Raw genomic sequence first — 19559 nt, forward strand, 5'->3', positions numbered from 1 at the left:
CTGCGGGCATCGTAGACCCCGTATCCGGGATGTTCCGGAAGTGGGCGCAAGTCCACTTCTTTTCGTGCTATGAGGAGTCGCCCGTGACGCCCCAGGAGCTGGACAGGTACGCGCAGGCCGATCGCGTGTTCGATCTGCTCGGCCCCGAGCTGGCCGCCGAGGGCTTCGACCTCGTGGACGTCCGGATCTTCCGCGGCGGCGGCCGCTTGCAGGTGCGCCTGTCGGTGGACCTGCCGGGCGAGGAGCGCATCGATCTGGATGGTTGCGCCCGGGCCTCCCGCAGCGCCGGCATGTTCCTCGAAGAGGCCGACATCTTCGCCGGCGCCTGGGTGCTGGAGGTCTCGTCGCCCGGGATCCGCCGGCCGTTGCGACGGCCGGAGCATTTCGCGGCGGTGGTCGGGCGCGAGGTGGTGCTCAAGTGGCGGCCGCCCAGCGATCCCACCAGTAAGCCGCTCAACTTGCGGGGACGCCTCGAGCAGTGCACCGGCGACGCGATCATCGTCCTGCCGCCGGCGCCCCAGGATGCCCCGGACGGCCAGCCGGAGCCGGTGACGGTACCGCTGGCGTGCGTCCTGGAGGCGAACCTGGAACACGATTTCGACGCGCAGGAGGTGATCCGCCAGGATCGCCGGCGGCGCAAAGAGGAGAAGCGGGAGGAACGCGCCGCGCGGCGCGGTCGATCCCGCAAGCCGGACCGGCAAGAGCCGGACGCTCAGTGAACGAGAGGTAAGGTCGTCGACCATGGACCACAATGTGATCCAGGCCCTGCAGGCCATCACGCGCGAGAAGCAACTCGATCAATCGATCATCCTCGAGTCGCTCGAGGCCGGCCTGCAATCCGCCGCCAAGAAGAAGCTCGGCGCCGAGGCCAACATCATCGCCAGCGTCAACCCCGAGACCGGTGAGATGCTGGTGGAGCAGGTCAAGACCGTGGTGGAGGATCTCGACGACGAGGACCTGGAGATCAGCCTCGAGGAGGCCCAGATCGAGTTCGGCGACGAGGTCGAGGTGGGCGACGAGGTGCGCTGGGAGCTGCCGCTCGCGGACTTCGGCCGCAACGCCATCCTGGTGGCCAAGCAGATCCTGGTGCAGAAGGTCCGCGAGGCCGAGCGCACCCAGATCTTCGAGGAGTACAAGGACCGGGTCAACACCATCATCGAGGGCAAGGTCCAGCAGATGGAACGGGGCAACGCCCTGGTCAACCTGGGCCGAGTCGAGGCGCTGCTGCCGCATCGCGAGCAGATCCGCACCGAGCCGCTGCGCCAGGGCAGCGCGGTGCGCGCCTTCATCATCGAGGTGCTCGACAACGCCAAGGGTCCGCAGATCATCCTCTCGCGCAGCCATCCCGAGTTCCTCAAGGCGCTGTTCGCCCAGGAAGTGCCCGAGATCCAGGAGGGCATTGTGGAGATCAAGGCCGTGGCCCGCGAGCCGGGCACGCGCTCGAAGATCGCCGTGGTGAGCCGCGACGACCGCGTGGATCCCATCGGGTCCTGCGTGGGCATGAAGGGCAGCCGCGTGCAGGCCGTGACGCACGAGCTCAAGGGCGAGCGGGTGGACATCGTGCTCTGGAGCCCGGACCCCGTGCAGCTGATCAGCCGCGCCCTGAGCCCGGCCGAGGTAAGCCAGGTCATGCTCGACGAAGCGCGCGGCGAGGCCACCGTGGTGGTGACCGAGGACCAGCTCTCCAAGGCCATCGGCAAGGAGGGCAAGAACGTCCGCCTGGCCGCCAAGCTGACCAACTGGAAGATCGACCTCATCTCGAGCCGCGAATACAGCATCCGCCAGCGCGTGGCCGAGGAGGTCACCATGACCCTGGACGAGATGTCCGGCATGACGCCCGAGCTGACGGCCGCGCTCCAGGACGTGGGGATCGAGACCATCGCCGCCCTGGCCCGCATCGATTTCGAGGCCCTCGCCGGCCTCGAGGGCGTGGGCGAGGAGACGGCGTCCCAGCTCAAGGCCAATGCCGAGGCGACTTTGGCCGAGCTGGAGAAGATCATCGAGGAGACCGTCCACGCCGAGCTGAACAAGGAGCTGGGCGATGGTCTGCTCGACGAGAGCATGCTCGAGGACGGCGAGCTGACGGCCACCGAGGAGACGGCCGCGGCCGTCTCCGCTGCGGCGGCCGCTGACCCGTTCAGCGATTTCGAGGAGAAGGTCTCCGGCGAGAGCGAGACGGACGTCGTCGAGGCGGACGCCGCGGCCGGAGAGGCCCAGCAGGATGAGGACGAACCCGTGGGCGAGGCCGCGGAGGCCGATGAGGCCGAAGAGGCCGAAGAGGCCGAAGAGGCCGAAGAGGCCGAAGAGGCCGAGAGTCAGGACGAGGACCAGGGCGAAGACGAGACCGCGGACGAGGACGACGAGAAGACCAGACGCGATCCGCTCGCCGATGCCGGGCAGGACGGCTAGATGCCACACCGGGAGCCCGTGAACCCGCCGGCCGGCGAAGAGCTCGTCGAGCGGGTGATGGCTCTGCTGGGGCTGGCCCGGCGCGCCGGCAAGCTCGCGGTGGGCGCCACCGCGGTGGAGAAGATGGTCCGCCAGGGCGCCAGGCCGGTGATCATCGTCGCCCGGGATGCCGGCGCCGCCATGACGCGGCGGGCCAGCACGCTCGGGCCCGTGCGGGGCCGCGTGGCTGACCTGGTGACCCGGGACGACCTGGCCCGACGGCTGGGCCGCAACGATCTGGTGCTGGTCGCGGTGGCGGACATGGGTTTCGTCAGAGGGTTACAGAAGCTGGGTGTGGTGACCGGACCCGAGGAGGACACCGCGACGTCGCAATGACGACGCTCGCGGCTGGAGGTTTACGTTGGCGAGGAAGCTTCGAGTTTATGAACTGGCACGGCACTACGGTGTCGACAGCAAGCAGATCATGGTCCTCCTCCAGAAGATGAAGGTCGAGGCGAAGAGCCACATGAGCGTGGTCGAGGACGACGCCGTGGACAAGGTCCATGCGGTGTTCCAGCGCAAGCGCGAACTGGCCCGCAACAACTACGCCAAGGCCCACGGGCTGCCGCCCTCCAAGCTCGAGAGCATCGCCAGCCTGCGGCCGCTGCCGCGGCCGCAACCGCCCGAGGAGCCGGAGGAGGAGCCGAAGCCCAAGAAGAAGGCCGCCAAGAAGAAGAAGAAGGTCCCGGCCAAGTCCAAGGTCGTGGTGATCAAGAAGGCGGGGCAGGCCACCAAGGTGGCCAAGGCCGCTGCGGCGCAGAGGGCGGCCGAGGAGGCGGAGAAGGCCGAGCGCGAGGAGGCCGCGCGCCTCGAGCGCGAGCAGCTGGAGGCCGAGCGGGCCGCCGAGCGGGAGAAGCACCAGCAAGCGCGTCTGATCAAGAAGCCCAAGCTGGTCAAGAAGGCCGTGGTGGATGAAGAGGCCGGCGAGGTCGTGGTCGACGAAGCGGTGGATGCCGGCACGGAGGTCGCTGCGGAAGCCGCTGCCACGGAAGCGACGGTGACCGAGACGCCGGCCGAGGCGGAGCCCGCCGTGGCCGACGAGACAACCACCCCGGTGAGCGAGGAGGCGGACACGACCACCGCCGAGCCCGCGGAGACGACCGCCGAGGCGCCGGACGAGTCCGAGGACGACGCCGAACGCCGACCGGTGGTGAAGAACGACGGCTTCAAGGTCGGCGACATCATCAAGCCCGCACCCAAGGTCGCGGCGAAGCCCGCACCCGCACCCATGCCCGCCGAACCCAGCGGCGGCGATCCCGGTTCCAGCTCGCAGAGCGTCAAGGAGTCCATCCAGGCCGCGATTCGGCGGCGACAGGACGAGAAGGCGGCCAAGGAGGCTGCTGGCGGCCGGCGCAAGCGGTCGCGTTCCAAGAAGAAGAAGGTGGACGAGGCCGAAGTGGAACGACAGCTCAAGCAGACCATGGCGCAGATGGAGACCACCGGCGGCGGCAAGCGCAAGCGCCGCAAGGGTGGCCAGCGCGAGGATGTCACCGACGACCAGCTGCTGCGGATCACCGAGTTCATCACGGTGCAGGAATTCGCCGAGAAGCTCGAGGTCCCCGCGCGTGAGATCATCGGCAAGCTCTTCTCGCTCGGGGTCATGGTGACCATGAACCAGCGCCTGGAGAAGGATCAGATCGAGTTGCTCGCCGACGAGTACGAGCGGGATTACGAGTTCCTCAGCGAGTTCGGCGAGGAGCTGCTCGAGCACGAGCAGGAGGAAGTGCCCGCCGAGGACCTGGAGACCCGGCCCCCCGTGGTCACGGTCATGGGCCATGTCGACCACGGCAAGACCTCGTTGCTCGACCGGATCCGCGCCACCAACGTGATCGCGGGCGAGGCCGGCGGCATCACGCAGCACATTGGCGCCTACAAGGTGGAAACGGCCGGCGGCCCCATCACCTTCCTGGATACCCCGGGCCACGCGGCGTTCACCGCCATGCGCGCCCGCGGCGCCCAGGTCACCGACATCGTGATCCTCATCGTGGCGGCCAACGACGGCGTCATGCCCCAGACCGTGGAGGCCATCAACCACGCCAAGGCCGCGGGCGTGCCCATCATCGTGGCCGTCAACAAGATCGACCTGCCCGACGCCAATCCCGGCCGCGTCAAGCAGGAGCTCATGCAGCACGAGATCCTCATCGAGGAGTTCGGCGGCGACATCCTCTGCGCCGAGATCTCGGCGAAGAAGGGTATCGGCATCGAGAGGCTGCTCGAGCAGGTGCATCTGCAGGCCGAGGTGCTCGAGCTACAGGCCAGCCCCAAGGGCGCTGCGCGCGGCACCGTGGTGGAGGCCCGCAAGGAGCCCGGCCGCGGCGTGGTCTTCTCGGTGCTCATCGACAAGGGGACCCTCAAGCAGGGCGACATCTTCGTGGTCGGCCTCTGCGACGGCCGGGTGCGCGCGCTGGTCAACGAGCGCGGCGAGAAGCTGGAAGAGTGCCTGCCCGGGCAGCCCGCCGAGGTGCTCGGCGCCAACGACGTGCCCGAGGCGGGCGACCGCTTCTACGTCATGGAGAGCGAGCGCGAGGCGCGCGACATCGCCGCCCGGCGCCAGCAGGAACTGCGCGTGCAGCAGCTCACCGCGCCCAAGAAGAAGCTCAGCCTCGACTCGCTGGCCGACCTGATCGACGCCGCCGACCTCAAGGAACTGCCCATCATCATCAAGGGCGACGTGGCGGGTTCGGTGGAGGCGCTGGCCGACCAGTTCCTCGAGCTGGGCACCAGCGAGGTCCAGGTCCGGATCATCCACAAGGCCGTGGGCTCGATCAGCGAGTCCGACGTGCTGCTGGCCGGCAACACCGGCGCGCTGATCATCGGCTTCCACATGCGCCCGGGCTCCGCCATCAAGGAGCTGGCCAAGAAGCACCACGTGGAGATCGAGGTCTTCGACATCATCTACGAGGCCGTCGACACGCTGAAGAAGGCCATGGCCGGCCTGCTCGGCTCGATCCAGCGCGAGGTCTCCACCGGCAAGGCCGAGGTGCGCCAGGTCTTCCGGATCCCGAAGATCGGCCAGATCGCCGGCTGCATGGTGCTCGACGGCAAGATCACCCGCAACAGCCGCGGCCGTCTGGTCCGCGACGAGATGGTGATCTTCGAGGGCAAGATCAATTCGCTGAAGCGCTTCAAGGAGGACGCCAAGGAGGTGCTGCAGGGCTTCGAGTGCGGCATCGGCCTGGAGAACTTCAACGAGATCCAGGAAGGCGACTTCATCGAGACCTACGAGATCGAGGAGATCAAGCGCACCGAGCTCTGAGCGGCGCGAACCGGCGCGCAAGAGGGCGTGAGCGGCGCGGTTGCACGGCCTGTGTAGCCGCGCCGCACCGTTCCCGGCGGTCGATGCGTGATTGCCCGCGGCCCGGGCGCGGCTTATGCTGTCGGGTCCCCAGGAGCCATAGCGAGGAACGAGGACATGGATCCCTACAAGACCAATCGATTGAACGCGGCGCTGCAGCGGTCGCTCAGCGATCTCATCGCCACCCAGGTCAAGGATCCCCGGGTGGGGCTGGTGTGCATCTCCCAGGTCGAGCTGAATCGCGACCACAGCGTGGCGCGGGTCTTCGTCGCGGTGACCGGCGACGAGGATGAGCGCAAGAAGAGCATGGCCGGGCTGCGCAAGGCCGCCGGTTTTCTGCAGGGCCAGGTGGGCCGCGGTCTGCGCCTGCGCAACGTCCCCGAGCTGCGCTTCGAGTACGACGACAGCCTGGACCGCGGCTTCGGGGTGGAGGAGATGCTTCGCGAACTCGAGGTTCGCGGCGAGTTCCAGGACGAGCAGGAGCGCAAGCGGCAGCTGACCCTCGCCGATTTCGAACCGCCACGCGAGCTGGTCGAACCGTTGCGCGCCGCCCGGACGGTCTGGCTCACCGGTCACTGGAATCCCGACCCCGATTGCATGGGCGCCGCGCTCGCCCTCGGCGAAGTCCTGCGTGGCCTCGACAAGGACGTCACCGTGCTGCGCTTCCCCGATCCGGCCACGGGATTGACCACGCTGCCCGGTTGGGAGCTCACCGAGGAGGCTGACCGGGCGGAGGAATTGCTGGCCGCGGGACCGCCCGATCTGGTGGTCCTGGTGGATTGCCATCGGACCGATCGCACCGGACCGCTGCGCGACACCCTCGATCGCTGCCCCGCCGTCGTCTGCATCGATCACCATCTGGTGTCCGGTCGGCGCGCTCCGGTGGCGGGCTGGCTAGAGTCGCGGGCCGAATCCACCAGCACCCTGGCCTACCGACTCATCGAGGTGCTGGCCGGCGGCGGCGCCGACGATCCCATCACCACCGATGTGGCCACCAACATCTTCGCCGGCCTGGCGGGCGACACCGGCGGTTTCCGCTTCGACAACACCACGCCGCTCAGTTTCCGCCTCGCCGCCGATCTGGCCGAACGTGGAGTCGACACGGCGGGCGTGCAGCATGTCCTCCTGCACGAGCGCCGCCGGCAGGCGCTGGACCTGCTTCAGCGCGCGCTGGTGGCGACCACCTATCCCGGCGGCGGTCGGGTGGCGGTGATGCCGATCACCCAGGCCATGCTCGCCGAGACCGGAGCGGTGATGGCCGAGACCGAGGGTTTCGTGAACATCCTGACCGCGGTGGAGGGGGTGCGGTACGCGGCCCTGGTCAAGGAGCTGGCCGAGGGCGGCTGGCGCGTGTCGCTGCGTACCAACGGCGGCGACGTGCAGGCCGTGGCGGCGGCCTTCGGCGGCGGCGGCCACAAGGTCGCGGCCGGATGCACCCTGGAGGGAGACGCCGACGAGGTCATGGCTGCCGTGACCGAGGCGCTCCTCGCGGCGGAATAGGCCCGGCGTGCGCGAACCCTGCGGCATCGTGCTGGTGGACAAGCCCGCGGGCGTCACCTCGCGCCGTGTCGTCGAGGCCGTCGGCAAGCTCTTCGCACCGGACCTTCCGCGGCGCCGGCGCGGCGGACCTCGGTTCCGGGCGGGACACGCCGGCACGCTCGATCCGCTGGCCACGGGCTTGCTGCTGGTGCTGGTGGGAAGGGGCACGCGCCTGCAACCGTTCCTCATGGGGCTTGACAAGCGCTACGTGGCCACCGTCCGCCTGGGGGCCGCCACCATGAGCCTGGATCGCGACGGCGAGGTCACCCGGACCGCGCCCGTCCCCGCCTCGATGCCCGACCTGACACCCGCGCTGGCCGCGTTGACCGGTACCATCATGCAGGAGCCGCCGGTGGTGTCGGCGCTCAAGCGAGATGGCCAGCCGCTGCACCGCCTGGCGCGTCGCGACCCCGACACGCCGCCGCCGCCGCCACGGCCGGTGACCGTGCACCGCCTGACGGCCGGCACGGTCCGCTGGGGCGAGGACCCGGCGCCCGACGAGCCGGGGATTCCGGCAGCCGACGGCCGTGTCTACGAGATCGATCTCGACATCACCTGCAGCAGCGGCACCTACGTGCGTTCGCTGGCGCGCGACCTGGCCCACGCCCTGGGCACCGAGGGCCACGTGCAGGCCCTGCGCCGACTGTCGGTGGGGCCCTTCGTTGTGGACGAGGCCGTGACCCCGGATACACTGGCCAAGGCCCCCGCACCCGCGTTATGGTTACGGTCCCTGGCGGCGGCTTTGCCGCACTTGCCGGCGGTGACCATCGACCCGGAGCAGGCGGCGAGCCTGCGCCAGGGCGGACAGCCCGCGTCCGACTGGCTGCCACAGCCGCCGCCGGACCTCTGGCGGTTCCTGGACACGCATGGCGGCCTGGTGGCCGTGGGGCGCCGGGACCCGGAAACCGGGCTGGCCCGAACCGCGGCCGTGATGCCGGCGAATGGCGTCGGAGGCGACCCAGACCCGAAGGACGAGACATGCGCATGATCCGGCTCAACGAGGACTACCTCGACGGGGTGCTCGCCGGCGAGACCAGCCTGACCGCTCGCCACACCGGCCCGTGCGCCCTCTCGCTGGGGTCGTTCGATGGGCTCCATCTCGGACACCAGGCACTGGTGCAGGCGCTGCGCACCGCCAAGCGCGAGCACGACCTGCAGTCCACGGTCATGCTCACGTTCCGCCATCATCCGCGCCGGGTCCTGGGCGGCGATGAGGGCCCCTTCCTGCTGACCACCTGGCGTGAGAAGCTCTCGCTGCTCGAGCAGCTCGATCTGGACGTGGTGGTGGCCTTCGATTTCTCGCTGAACCTGGCCCGACTCGACTACCGGACCTTCGTCCAGCGCTTCCTGGTGGACTGGCTCGGCATGACCCACCTGGTGGTGGGGCACGACGCCCGGCTGGGCGCCGACCGCCGGGGAGACACCACGACGCTGACCGCGCTGGGCCGGGAGCTGGGCTACGAACTTCAGGAGTTGCCGCCCACCACCCTCGGCGGCCGGGTCATCAGCAGTTCGGCCATCCGCAACGCGCTGGCCGCCGGCGACTGCGCTCAGGCCGCCGCCATGCTCGGCCGGCCTTACGCGCTCTGGGGCGAGGTGGTCCCTGGCGACAGCCGCGGCCGGACCATCGGCTACCCCACCGCCAACGTGGAGCCGCTCAATCCGCGCAAGCTCCTGCCGGCGTCGGGCGTGTACGCTTGCCGCGTGCAGGTGTCGGGCGACGTGGTCACCGCCGGCGGCGACGGCATGCTCGGCTTCGTGCACGAGCCGCTGCCGGAGATCGACCGCCAGGGCGACATGGTCTCACCGGGGCACGGTCGCTGGCGGCTGTACGGGGGCATGCTCAATTTCGGCCGCGTGCCCACGTTCCACGAGGGCGGCCTGGCCATGCCGCGTATCGAGATCAACCTCTTCGACTTCTACGGCGACCTGCGCGGGCGGACGGTCAAGGTGGAATGGCTGAAACGGTTGCGCGACGAGCGTCAGTTCGCCGGGGTCGGCGACCTGATCACTCAGCTGCGCCAGGACGAGCGCCAGGCGCGTATGGTGGTGTCGACCACGCCCATGCACACCGATTAGCCGTTGAAGCCTCGCCAGCGGTCCCCCATAATCCGGCGCGAAGCTCCCGGGACCATTCATGGAGGAAGCATCTTGTCGTCAGCCAGCGTTCTGGCCGCGCTCCGGCGCCATCTGGGTCCAGTCCTCGCCACGCTCCTGCTCGTGACCTCGCTGGGCGCGGCCGTCGCCCAGGAGCTCACGCCCGAGATGCTCGAGGAGGCCGCGCGGCGTTCCGGACTGAGCGAGGAAGAGATCCTGCGCCGGTACCAGCAGCGCCAGGGAACCGCCGGCCCCGATACCGCCGCGGCGCCGGGGCGGACCAGCCTCGAGGGTCTCGACGATCGCGGTCCGCAGGCTCCCGCCGCGCCCCCGAGCCGCAGCGAGAGCTCCTACTGGGCCGAGCGGCCCGACGTGGTGCTCCCGCTCAGCGAGCTGGAAATGGCCGACGCGGTGCTCGATTCGCTCCAGGATGTCCTGGCGGCACCCTCCGATTCGCTCCGGCTCTTCGGACAGGATTTCTTCCAGCTCGATGCCGCGCTCTTCAGTCCACCCAGCTTCGGCCCCGTGCCCGGCGATTACCTGCTGGGCGTGGGCGACGAGGTCGTCATCGACGTCTGGGGCGAGGTGGAGATGCGGGTGACGCGCATCGTCGACCGCGACGGCAGCATCATCCTGCCCCGTGGCGGCAAGATCGTCTGCCACAACCGGACGCTGGCCGAGATCGACACCGTGATCCGCGAACGGCTGGCCCGCAGCTACAGCGGCATCGACGACGGGTCGATCCAGCTCGCGGTGACCCTCGGTCAGCTCCGCTCGATCCGGGTCTTCGTCATCGGCGACGCGAAGCAGCCCGGCGCCTACGAGGTCAGCTCGGTGGCCACGGTGATGACCGCGCTCCACGCCGCCGGCGGCCCCGCGCTCTCGGGCAGCTACCGCGACATCCGCCTGCAGCGCGACGGCGAGACCGTCACCAGCCTCGACCTCTACCGTTACCTCATCGGCGGCGTGCGCGAGCAGGATCGGATCCTGCGCGAAGGCGACACGATCCTGGTGCCCCCTCGCGGCCGGACCGTGACGCTGCGCGGCGAGATCCGCCGCCCGGCCTACTTCGAGCTCACCGCCTCCGAGACCCTGGCCGACCTCCTGCGCTACGGCGGCGGCTTCACGCCCGTGGCCGCCACCGGCGTGGTCCACGTGGCCCGCATCATCCCGCCCGCCGAGCGGCGCCCGGACCTGCCCGACCGCACCTGGATCGACATCTACCTCACGCCCGCGGGCACGCTCGAGGATCCGGCCACCGGCATCCTGCTGGACGGCGACAGGGTCACCGTCGACGCCATCAGCGACGAGGTCTGGGGCTGGGTGGAGATCCAGGGCCACGTCAAGCAGCCCGGACGCTATCAGTACAACGAGGGACTCACGGTGCGCGAACTGGTGGCCCAGGCCGGTGGCGCCTGGCCCGACGTGCTGCTCGAGGTGGCCGTGATCGATCGCATCGACCAGCAGCAGCGCCTCTCCACGGTGACCCTGCCGCTGGGCCAGGTCCTCCGCGGCGAGACGGCCGATCTGCCGCTCCAGGAACGCGACGTGCTCCGGGTGTTCGCCAAGGGCGAGATGCTCGACCGCGAGACCGTCTCCATCAGCGGCGAGGTGCGCAGCGAGGGCCAGTTCGAGTTCCGCCGCGGCATGACCCTGCAGGACCTGATCGTGCGCGCCGGTGGCATCCCAGCCACCGGCGACCTCGAGCACGTGGAGATCCAGCGCCTGCAGGAGGAGAAGGTCCTCTCGGCCGCCGCCGAGCCGCCCGCGGGCAAGACCGTGGAGACGATCGTGGTGAATCTGGCCCCGGACTACCTGCGCCAGGGGTCGGGGTTCCTGCTCGAGCCCTACGACCACGTGGTGGTGCGCCGCCTGCCCTGGTACGAGAAGCAGCGCATGGTCCAGGTGCGCGGCGAGGTCTTCTACAACGGGGTCTTCAGCCTGGAGAACGAGGACGAACGCCTGTCCAGCGTGATCGAGCGCGCCGGCGGTCTCAAGCCCAACGCCTACGCCGCCGGCGGCCGCGTCGTTCGCCCGGGGCTGGGCAACGTGGCGGTGGACCTGGTGCAGGCCATGGCTGCGCCCGGCGGTCCCCAGGACATCATCCTCGAAAGTGGCGACCAGATCCTGGTGCCGCCGCGGCAATACACGGTGAAGGTGGTCGGCGAGGTGGGCTTCCCCACGGCGCTGGTCTTCGAGGACGGCAAGAGCATCAACTGGTACGTCGACCGCGCCGGCGGCTACCTCGAGCAGGCCGACAAGGGGCGCACCCGGGTGATCCATCCCAACGGACTGTCGCAGCCCAACAAGGGGGGGCACCGGGTGCTGCCGGGGTCCACCATCGTGGTGCCGGTGGAGCCGCCGCCCGAGGGCCCGACCACGCTCGAGACGCTCAAGGAGATCACGGCGATCTTCGCGGCGCTGGCCACGGTGTGGCTGGTGATCGATCGGGCGACGGAGTAGTCATGACATCAGTGCGCAACGATGGTGCGGGTGTGGATCTGGTGGCCACCGGGGTCCCCGGCCTGGTTACTCTGCTGGTCCGACGTTGGCTGCCGCTCTGCATCGGCCTGGTCTGCGGGGCGCTCCTGGGGGTGACCCTCGTGCTGGTCCTGCCCAAGCAGTACGAGGCCGAGGCCACGGTGGTCGCGGCCAGCCAGCTCGGATCGAATCAGTCGCTCGGTAACCTGGGGCAACTGGCCTCGGCGGCGAGCAGCTTCGGCGTGAACCTGGGTGGTGATCAGGGCGACCCCACCTTCCTCTTTCCCTGGATCCTCCGCAACAGCGAGGTATCCGGCCGGATCCTGCAGGCCAAGCATATCGACAGCGATGGACACGAAGTGCAACTGCTCGACACGATCATCGACCCCGACGGCGATCTCGACCGTCGTCTCGCCAGGGCCAGAATCGTGCTGCACCAGCGAATCCTGCGCTACGAGAAGGATCGCCGCAGCGGCGTCTCGCTGGTCAAGGTCCGGTTGACGGATCCGGTCCTCGCCGCGAGCGTGGTCAACAATTGTCTCGAGGAACTCGACACCTTCTACCAGACGCTCAAGTCGAGCATGGCCGGAGGCGAGTACGGTTTCATCGCTAAGCGGCTGCAGGATGTGGAGGAGGCACTGGCGGACGCCGAGAACGCCCTGCTCGAATTCCGGCAGGCAAACCGCTCGGTGGTCGGATCGCCGCCTCTTTTGCTGGAGCAAGCGCGTCTGGAGCGGGAAGTCCAGCTGAACCAGCAGCTCTTCTTGACCCTGCACACGCAGTTCGAGATCGCTGGCATCGAGCAGGAGAAGCAGTTGCCTGTCCTGGCCATCCTCGATCACGGTCATCCACCCGTGCGCCCGGTGGCGCCCCAGCCGCTCTCGCTGGTCCTGATCTGGATCCTGCTGGGAGGGGTCGTGGCCACCCTGACGGTGCTGGTGCACAACATCGTACTCCTGAACCGCGCGACCAGCGGGACGTGATGTGGTGGTCTGGCACGAGGCTCATGAATTCCTCGCGTTGCAGACCATGCTGGTTATCGCCATCCTGGCCCTGGCCTGGTGGCTTTGGCGTCGCACGGGCAGTCTCGGCTTTCCGCTAGGCCTCATGGCGCTCTACTTCTGGAGCCTGCATGGGTCATGGATCGTTATTCACGACCTCTGGCGTGGCCAGGAATCGGCTCGCTACCAGTACCTGTTCGAACGCATGTTCCCCGTTCAACTCGATCCGGCCTATCTGGCGACCATCGGCCTCTACGGGATTTTCATCCTGAGTGTCGGCATGACGTGCTTGCTTTTGGCCAGACCGCTACCCGTGCGGGGGGCCTGTCGGGGTGAACCGGTGAGAATCCAGCACTGGCTGCTCCTGGTCATGGCCGCCGTCTCGCTGCTCGGCAGCTTCCTGATCGTGCGAGACCAGCTGGTCGAAGTCGCCCTGATGAACCGGTCGGGCTATTCGCTCACAAGCGAGGGTGCCGCCACGGTTCCGCTGTTCCCCCTCCATCAGGTCTTCAACCGTCTGACCGTGATGCCACTGGCCATCGGCGCGCCATTGCTGTTCTGCGGCGAGCGTGGACGCTTCCTTGTCGCCAAAAGCTCCTCGTTGATCAGGCTCGGCTACCTGGTCCTGGTCGTGGCGGTTCTCGTCTACGGTTTCCTGCTGGGCAACAAGGCGGAAGCTTTCGCCGGCCTCCTCACCGGCACGCTCATCTACATGGCAAACACGCCGCAGGCACGACTCGGCGGTCTGGTGCTGGGCGGTCTGGTCTTCTTCGCGGCCATCGCCCTGGTCGACTACGTGCGGACCGTGCCTCTGGGCGACCTCCTATCGGGTCAGGTGGATCCGCTTCAAGCCCTGCGTGCGCCCCTGGAGATCTTCAACAGCAACGAGGCGTTCGCTACGCATTTTTCACTCTATGGGATCCTTGCTTACGACGTGCCGCTGATCCACGGTCGCGGGATCGTCGCGCTCGTCACGGCGTTCGTGCCCCGGCTGCTCTGGCCCGACCGCCCGCCGGTTACCTACGTCCACTACGCGGATTCGCTCGGCCTGCCCGAGGACCAGGGCTTCACGCTACACCATGCCGCAGGATGGTATCTGAACTTCGGTGTTCCTGGTGTGATCATCGGCGGTGCACTGCTGGGCCTGGTCTGGGTGGCCCTGTTTAACCGCATGGGGCGGTCCGGGCGGGGGGCGCTCCTGGGGCTGGTCGGCTTCGCCTTCATGACCGGCGGCCTGGCCGATTTCGTGCGTGCGGGCATTGCTTCCTACAAGAGTCTGCTCCTCTACAACATACTCCTGCCGTGGCTCACGGTGACCCTAGCCCGCTGGCAACTCTTTCCACGGGCCCGCGCGGAAGGACCCCCGCAGGCTGCCGAGGCGCCATGAAGACCTGCTTGATCAGCCATGGCAACATGCTCCACGTGGTCTCCCGACTGCAGTTCATGGTCGAGCGCGGATGGGATGTCCACTGGCTGCAGATCGCTGCTGGCCAGTACACTGTGCCCGGCGTCACGGTCCATCGTCTGTACGATTCCGAGGAGCAGACCCTCAGCTTGTTCGGCAAGCTGGCCTATCTACGCGCCGGCTGGCGCGCGAGGGTCCTCCTGAGGCGCCTCCAGCCCGACCTGGTCTGGCCACACTACGTGTCCAGCGGTGGCCTGGTGGCATGGCTGTCCGGGTGGCCGCGATATTGTGTCACCATCCATGGCTCGGATCTTCTGGAGCGGAGCCGGACACCGCTGGGACGCTTCCTGCTCCGCCGGATCCTCGCGCGGGCTGTCCTGGTCAATCCGGTGGCGGAACACATGCAGAGCGTCCTGCAACGCCTCGGCGTACCCGCCAGCCGGATCTTCTGCATGACACATGGGATCGCGCTGGAAGACCACCCCTTCCACCCGGCGCCGGCCGGTCCCGGCCAGACCGTGCGTCTGGTCTGCACGCGGACGTTCAACAGCACGCTCTACGATATTCCGACCCTGCTGCGCGCCACCGCTCTGCTCAAGGCGAGAGGTCGCCAGTGCCACCTCACGCTGGCAGCCACCGGGCCGCTCGAGCCCGAATTGCGACGTCTTGCCGCGACCCTGGATCTCGGCGACACGGTCACCTTCGGCGGCGGATACCGGCGCGCTGAGTTGGGGGAGATCTTCGCTAACCACGATCTCTATGTGTCGACCTCGCTCTGGGACGGCACCAGCCTGTCGCTCCTCGAGGCCATGGCCTGTGGTATCCTGCCCGTGGTCAGCGACATCCCGGCCAACAGCGCTCTGATCAAGGACGGCATGAACGGATTCCTCTTCGTGGCCGGCGACGCCGAGGCGCTCGCGGGTAAGATCGAGCAGGCCCTCGGGATCGGCGATCAGCGAGACGCCTGGCTACGGGACAATCGCCAGCTGGTGGAACGATGCGGCGATCTGCACCGCAATCTGGAAGCGCTGATGGCCCATGTCGAGGAGACCATGCGTTGAACAGGCGGCATCTCACCGATTACGGCTGGCTCTATCTGGCCAAGCTCTCGGCTCTGATCACCAATGTGCTGCTCTACCGCCTCGCCAGCGTCAAGCTCGGCCTCGATGGTTTCGCCGAGTACTCGCTCGCTCGCCGGAGTATCGCGTTGGTGCTGCCGGCTCTCCTGGCGGGGCAACTCGTCGCCCTGCCGCGTAGCATCGCTCTCGATCTTTCCGATCGCTCGCGGCGCCAGTCGACCTTCCTGGTTTCCCACCTGATCGTCCTGGTCACGACTCTGCTTTTCCTGGGGCTCGCCCTGGGCCAGCCCGACCGGTTGGCGACCTGGTTCTTCGGCGGAGCTGAGCACGGCGAACTCCTGCTGCCGATGACGGTCTTCATGCTGTCCCAGGCACACTTCTTCGTGGTCAATGCCTACTATCAGGGCCGGCTCGCCTTCCGTTCGTTCGGTCTGGTCGGCCTGGTCTGCGGAGGGATCGTGCCGCTGGTGGGATTCTGGTTCGCGCCACCATCGGCAGGCGGGGTGCTGGTGGGGATCGCCCTGCTGACCCTCGTGGTCGCCGTCGGGATCAGTTCCTGGATCTTCATCCACCATGGCTGGCCGGTCCTGCGACGACTGCCCTGGCGGGACATGCTCGAGTTCGGTATTCCCCGGGTGCCGGGAGACTTCGCCATGGGCGGGATGCTGGGTTTGCCGAGCATGCTGGTGGCCAACCGGGTCGGCCTCATCGAGGGTGGCTACGTGGCGTTCTGTGGCACGATGATGTCCATGGTGGTCACTGCGGTGGCACCCATCAGCACGGCCTGGCTACCCCGTTTCACGAGCCTTGCGGCCAGGGGCGAGGGATACCTGATGCGCCGCACGGCGGCCGGGACCCTGACGGTGGTAGTGGGCGGAGTGGCGGTGGCTACCCTCATCGCCGTGCCCGCCATGGCCTGGTTGACGACCTGGTATCTCGGGCCCGAGTACGGGCCTGCCGTGCCGGTCTTCCGGGTGTTCACGCTCGGGTTGATTCCCATCGCGGTTTACGGCTGCTTGCGCAGCATCGTCGACGCGGCTTACCGCAGACCGGTCAACACCATCAATATCGTGGTCGCGCTGGCGGCGTTCTATGGGCTGGAGGCCCTGCTGAGACGGCAGGCGGACCCCATGTGGGCCGTGATCTGGGCCGCGCTGGCCAGCTATGTGGTCCTGGCACTGCTCACCATCGCCTGTTCCTGGCGGCCGTTCCGGCCCGGGTTCAGGCTCAGCGACCAGCCTAAACAGAGCGCTGATACCAGGCCTGGAACATGAGGATGCTCCAGAGCCGGTAGTGCCAGTGCCGCTTTCCCGAACGGTGCTCGTCCCACATGCGGGAGACGCGCCGTGGTTCGAAGATGCCGGTGGCGGCGATACTGTCGGTGGCCAGGAGGTCGTCGGCCCACGGTTTCAGGGGGCCGCGCAACCACTCCTTGACCGGGATCTGGAAGCCCATCTTCGGGCGGTCGATGATGGGGTCGGGCAGGTATCGCCGCAGAACCTCCTTGAGCAGCCATTTGGTCTGTCCCTGAGCATACTTCAGCGTGAACGGCGTCTGCCAGGCCAGCTCGACCAGACGGTGGTCCAGCAGCGGAACGCGTGTCTCGAGGCTGGTACTCATGGAGGTCCGGTCCACCTTGACCAGCAGATCGTCGGGCAGGTACTCGACCTGGTCGGCAAACATCATGTAGTGGGCGAGCGCATGCTCGCTGGTCAGGGGTTCGAAGGGCTGGGGCACGGCGAGGCAGTCCGACACATCGCTGCAGAGCACGGCTGCCGGATCCTGCCACTTGGTCGAGAGGCGCCGGATCATGCGCTCCGGCGTGTCCTTGACGAGATAATCGGCGAGTTTGCGCAGGAAATCGCCGTCGGGTCGGCGGCCCAGACTCGTCGGAGCGAAGCGCCGCAAGACTGGCGCCAGGATGTCGCCCGCCGACACGGGTAGATGGCGAAGAGTATTCCTCGCTACCGCCAGGAGCCAGTCCGGCCAGCCGGCCAGTCGCTGCAGGTAGGCGAGCTGCCACAGATAGCGGTGGTAGCCGAAGAAGGATTCGTCCCCCCCGTCGCCGGAGAGGGCGACGGTGACCTCGCGCCTGGCGAGGCGGGAGACCAGCAGGGTCGGGATCTGGGAGGAGTCGGCGAACGGCTCGTCGAAGATCTCGGCCAGCTCGGGCACGGTGGCCAGGCAATCGTCCGGGGTGACGATCAGCTCGGTATGATCGGTGCCGAGATGCTCCGCGACCTGGCGCGCGAATCTCGACTCGTCATAGGCCGGATCGACGAATCCGATGCTGAAGGTCTTGACCGGGCCAGTGGCTTGAGCCTGCATGGCGGCGACCACGCACGAGGAATCGACCCCGCCCGAGAGGAAGGCGCCCAGCGGCACATCGCTGATCATGCGCTCGCCCACGCAACGACGGATCAACTCGTCCAGCTCGGTCACCCTCGTCTGGAGATCCGCCGCTGCCTGCCGGGATCGACCAGCGCGCGCCCGCTCGCCGAGATCCCAGAAGCGGCTGGTTTGCTGTCGTGGTTCGCCAGCCAGGGAGAGGGTCACGATGGTACCCGGTCGGACTTTCCGGACCTCCGCGAAGATCGACCAGGGCGCCGGTATGAAGTTGAGCTGCAGCAGCAGCCGGATGGCCTCGGCGTCCAGGGTCCCTGGGAAGCCCGGCATCAGGCGCAGAGGTGTCAGTTCGCTGGCGAAGCACCAGCAGCCATTCCAGGTCCCCAGGTAGAGCGGCTTGATGCCCAGACGATCCCGGACCAGGCTCAGCTGCTTCTCGTGACGATCCCACAAAGCCATGGCGAACATGCCGTTGCAACGTTCCAGACAGCCATGGAGTCCCCACTCTCCGATGCCGGCAAGGAGCGTCTCAGTATCGGATGTACCGCGAAAGCGATGCCCGCGTTTCGTCAGTTCTTGGCGCAGGACCAGATGGTTGTAGATCTCGCCGTTATAGGATAGGACGTAGCGACCATCGGCCGAATGCATGGGCTGGGAGCCTTCATGGCTCAGATCGAGGATCGAGAGTCTCCGGTGACCGATGTGGACTCCAGTCTCGGGGTCGTGCCAGTGGCCGTCGGCATCCGGTCCACGGTGAGCCAGCGCGGCGGTCATCTGCCGCAGGACTGAATCCGGTGATCCGATGTGCCGGCGGGTATCAACGAATCCGACGATGCCACACATGTCGATCCTTTCCTGCCGCTGGCGGCCGCGAGCTCAGCGCATGAAATGAGCAGGGGGTCGGCGCAGCTTCTGCCACCCCTTGCGACCGATGGCGCCCCAGCGATGAAGGCGGGACCGGTTCCAGCGTTGCCAGCGCTCCCGGGTGCGGGCGAATTCCGCATGCCGGTGGCCATAAGCCATTTCCAGGGCTTGCAACTGGGCGACATGGACCGCGTGGTAGAACGGACTGGCCAGGTTGCCATGGAGGTCGTAGCGCGACCAGGTTCCAGTGTCGTACCTCTCGAGCCAGGCCGCCAGGGCCACCAGGGTGTCGGCGAGGATGGCTATCCGCTGATCGGTCGGTGCGACGAGGGTCAGGTCGTGCAGGCCGAAGAGCGAGTAGATCCAGCCGTTCAGGATCGTGCTCGGGGAATCCAGGGGTTTCTCTTCCAGTACCAGCCCCTGTCCGCTCCGCCAGGAGACTCCACCGCTGGCGAGGTCGGTCAACATCAGCGCTTCAGCTCTGGCCGACGCCTCCAGCAGTTCATCATCCGCCGTCACGGTCCAGGCGCGCGTGAGCACCGACAGGGCCTCACCCTGCGTCATGGCCGAATATGGCCGCGTCATGTCCACCGAGAGGAGGTTCCACGTGGGCCAGGCGCCCCGGTCGTCCTGGTTCGCGAGCGCCCAGGCGACGATCGCCTGGAAGTCCGCGAGCTGCCGGTCATCGCGCCTATCCGAGAGCAGCCAGAGATCCCAGTGGCCGAGCGCCTTCTGGAACGCCGTGATGGGGAAGAGCACCGACTCGCCGGCATCGTTGGTGATCAAGGGGATGCCGTAGCGGGGATCGACGGGACCGTCCCAGCGGGCCTTGTGGGTCATATCGCTGAAGTAGCCGGCCAGTTTGTCGGGGGAGAAGGCCTTACCGAGCGGCTGAGGATGGTGCCAGTAGGACTGTCCCCGGAACATCGCCCACCAGTGCTGACAGAGCATGAAGCCAAGACGGAGCTTGCGGAACATGACGTGATCCCTTTCTCCGCATCGTC

14 protein-coding genes are annotated in these 19559 nt (G+C 67.9%); 12 read left to right on the forward strand and 2 right to left on the reverse strand.

Features of this window, described 5'->3' with window-relative positions; all coding sequences use genetic code 11:
• Nucleotides 1–83: 83 nt before the first annotated feature.
• The 12 genes from rimP (at nt 84) to IFSED24_RS03770 (ending at nt 16619) form a co-directional block, all read left to right on the forward strand.
• Nucleotides 84–719 carry a ribosome maturation factor RimP gene (gene rimP / locus IFSED24_RS03715; RefSeq protein ID WP_491333879.1) on the forward strand — a complete coding sequence of 212 codons (636 nt, stop codon included), beginning with the start codon at nt 84–86 and terminating at the stop codon, nt 717–719.
• A 22-nt stretch (nt 720–741) separates the two neighbouring features.
• Entirely contained in the window at nt 742–2409 is a 1668-nt protein-coding gene (gene nusA / locus IFSED24_RS03720) for a transcription termination factor NusA (protein ID WP_491333880.1), read from the forward strand.
• Entirely contained in the window at nt 2410–2784 is a 375-nt protein-coding gene (locus IFSED24_RS03725; RefSeq protein ID WP_491333881.1) for a L7Ae/L30e/S12e/Gadd45 family ribosomal protein, read from the forward strand.
• A 25-nt stretch (nt 2785–2809) separates the two neighbouring features.
• Nucleotides 2810–5704, forward strand: a complete 2895-nt coding sequence (infB, locus tag IFSED24_RS03730) for a translation initiation factor IF-2 (protein ID WP_491333882.1) — start codon at nt 2810–2812, stop codon at nt 5702–5704.
• 156 nt (nt 5705–5860) lie between these two features.
• Nucleotides 5861–7243, forward strand: a complete 1383-nt coding sequence (rbfA, locus tag IFSED24_RS03735) for a 30S ribosome-binding factor RbfA (protein ID WP_491333883.1) — start codon at nt 5861–5863, stop codon at nt 7241–7243.
• A gap of 7 nt (nt 7244–7250) precedes the next feature.
• Nucleotides 7251–8270, forward strand: coding sequence for a tRNA pseudouridine(55) synthase TruB (truB, locus tag IFSED24_RS03740; protein ID WP_491333884.1), 1020 nt, complete (start codon nt 7251–7253; stop codon nt 8268–8270).
• The gene (gene ribF, locus IFSED24_RS03745; protein WP_491333885.1) at nt 8261–9361 is read left to right on the forward strand and encodes a bifunctional riboflavin kinase/FMN adenylyltransferase; all 1101 of its coding nucleotides are present in this window, start codon (nt 8261–8263) and stop codon (nt 9359–9361) included. The genes truB and ribF overlap by 10 nt, the downstream gene beginning before the upstream one ends.
• Nucleotides 9362–9433: 72 nt before the next feature.
• A complete protein-coding gene (locus IFSED24_RS03750; RefSeq protein WP_491333886.1) occupies nt 9434–11842 on the forward strand; it encodes an SLBB domain-containing protein in 2409 nt (802 codons plus the stop codon).
• Between the two features lie 2 nt (nt 11843–11844).
• Nucleotides 11845–12843 carry a GNVR domain-containing protein gene (locus tag IFSED24_RS03755; RefSeq protein ID WP_491333887.1) on the forward strand — a complete coding sequence of 333 codons (999 nt, stop codon included), beginning with the start codon at nt 11845–11847 and terminating at the stop codon, nt 12841–12843.
• Nucleotides 12844–12847: 4 nt separating this feature from the next.
• Nucleotides 12848–14248: a hypothetical protein gene (locus IFSED24_RS03760; protein WP_491333888.1), complete on the forward strand. Its 1401-nt coding sequence runs from the start codon at nt 12848–12850 to the stop codon at nt 14246–14248.
• On the forward strand, nt 14245–15327 hold the full coding sequence (locus tag IFSED24_RS03765; protein WP_491333889.1) for a glycosyltransferase family 4 protein: 1083 nt from the start codon (nt 14245–14247) through the stop codon (nt 15325–15327). Before IFSED24_RS03760 ends, IFSED24_RS03765 begins: the two co-directional genes overlap by 4 nt.
• Nucleotides 15324–16619 (forward strand): lipopolysaccharide biosynthesis protein, encoded by a 1296-nt coding sequence (locus tag IFSED24_RS03770; RefSeq protein WP_491333890.1) that lies wholly within the window; start codon nt 15324–15326, stop codon nt 16617–16619. The genes IFSED24_RS03765 and IFSED24_RS03770 overlap by 4 nt, the downstream gene beginning before the upstream one ends.
• On the opposite strand, the gene asnB is transcribed toward IFSED24_RS03770, so the two are convergent.
• On the reverse strand, nt 16585–18534 hold the full coding sequence (gene asnB / locus IFSED24_RS03775; protein WP_491333891.1) for an asparagine synthase (glutamine-hydrolyzing): 1950 nt from the start codon (nt 18532–18534) through the stop codon (nt 16585–16587). The two genes, IFSED24_RS03770 and asnB, sit on opposite strands and share 35 nt — an antisense overlap.
• 33 nt (nt 18535–18567) lie before the next feature.
• Nucleotides 18568–19533: a D-glucuronyl C5-epimerase family protein gene (locus tag IFSED24_RS03780; protein WP_491333892.1), complete on the reverse strand. Its 966-nt coding sequence runs from the start codon at nt 19531–19533 to the stop codon at nt 18568–18570.
• Nucleotides 19534–19559 lie beyond the last annotated feature (26 nt).

It is taken from the genome of Candidatus Latescibacter sp. IFSED24, assembly GCF_058273205.1.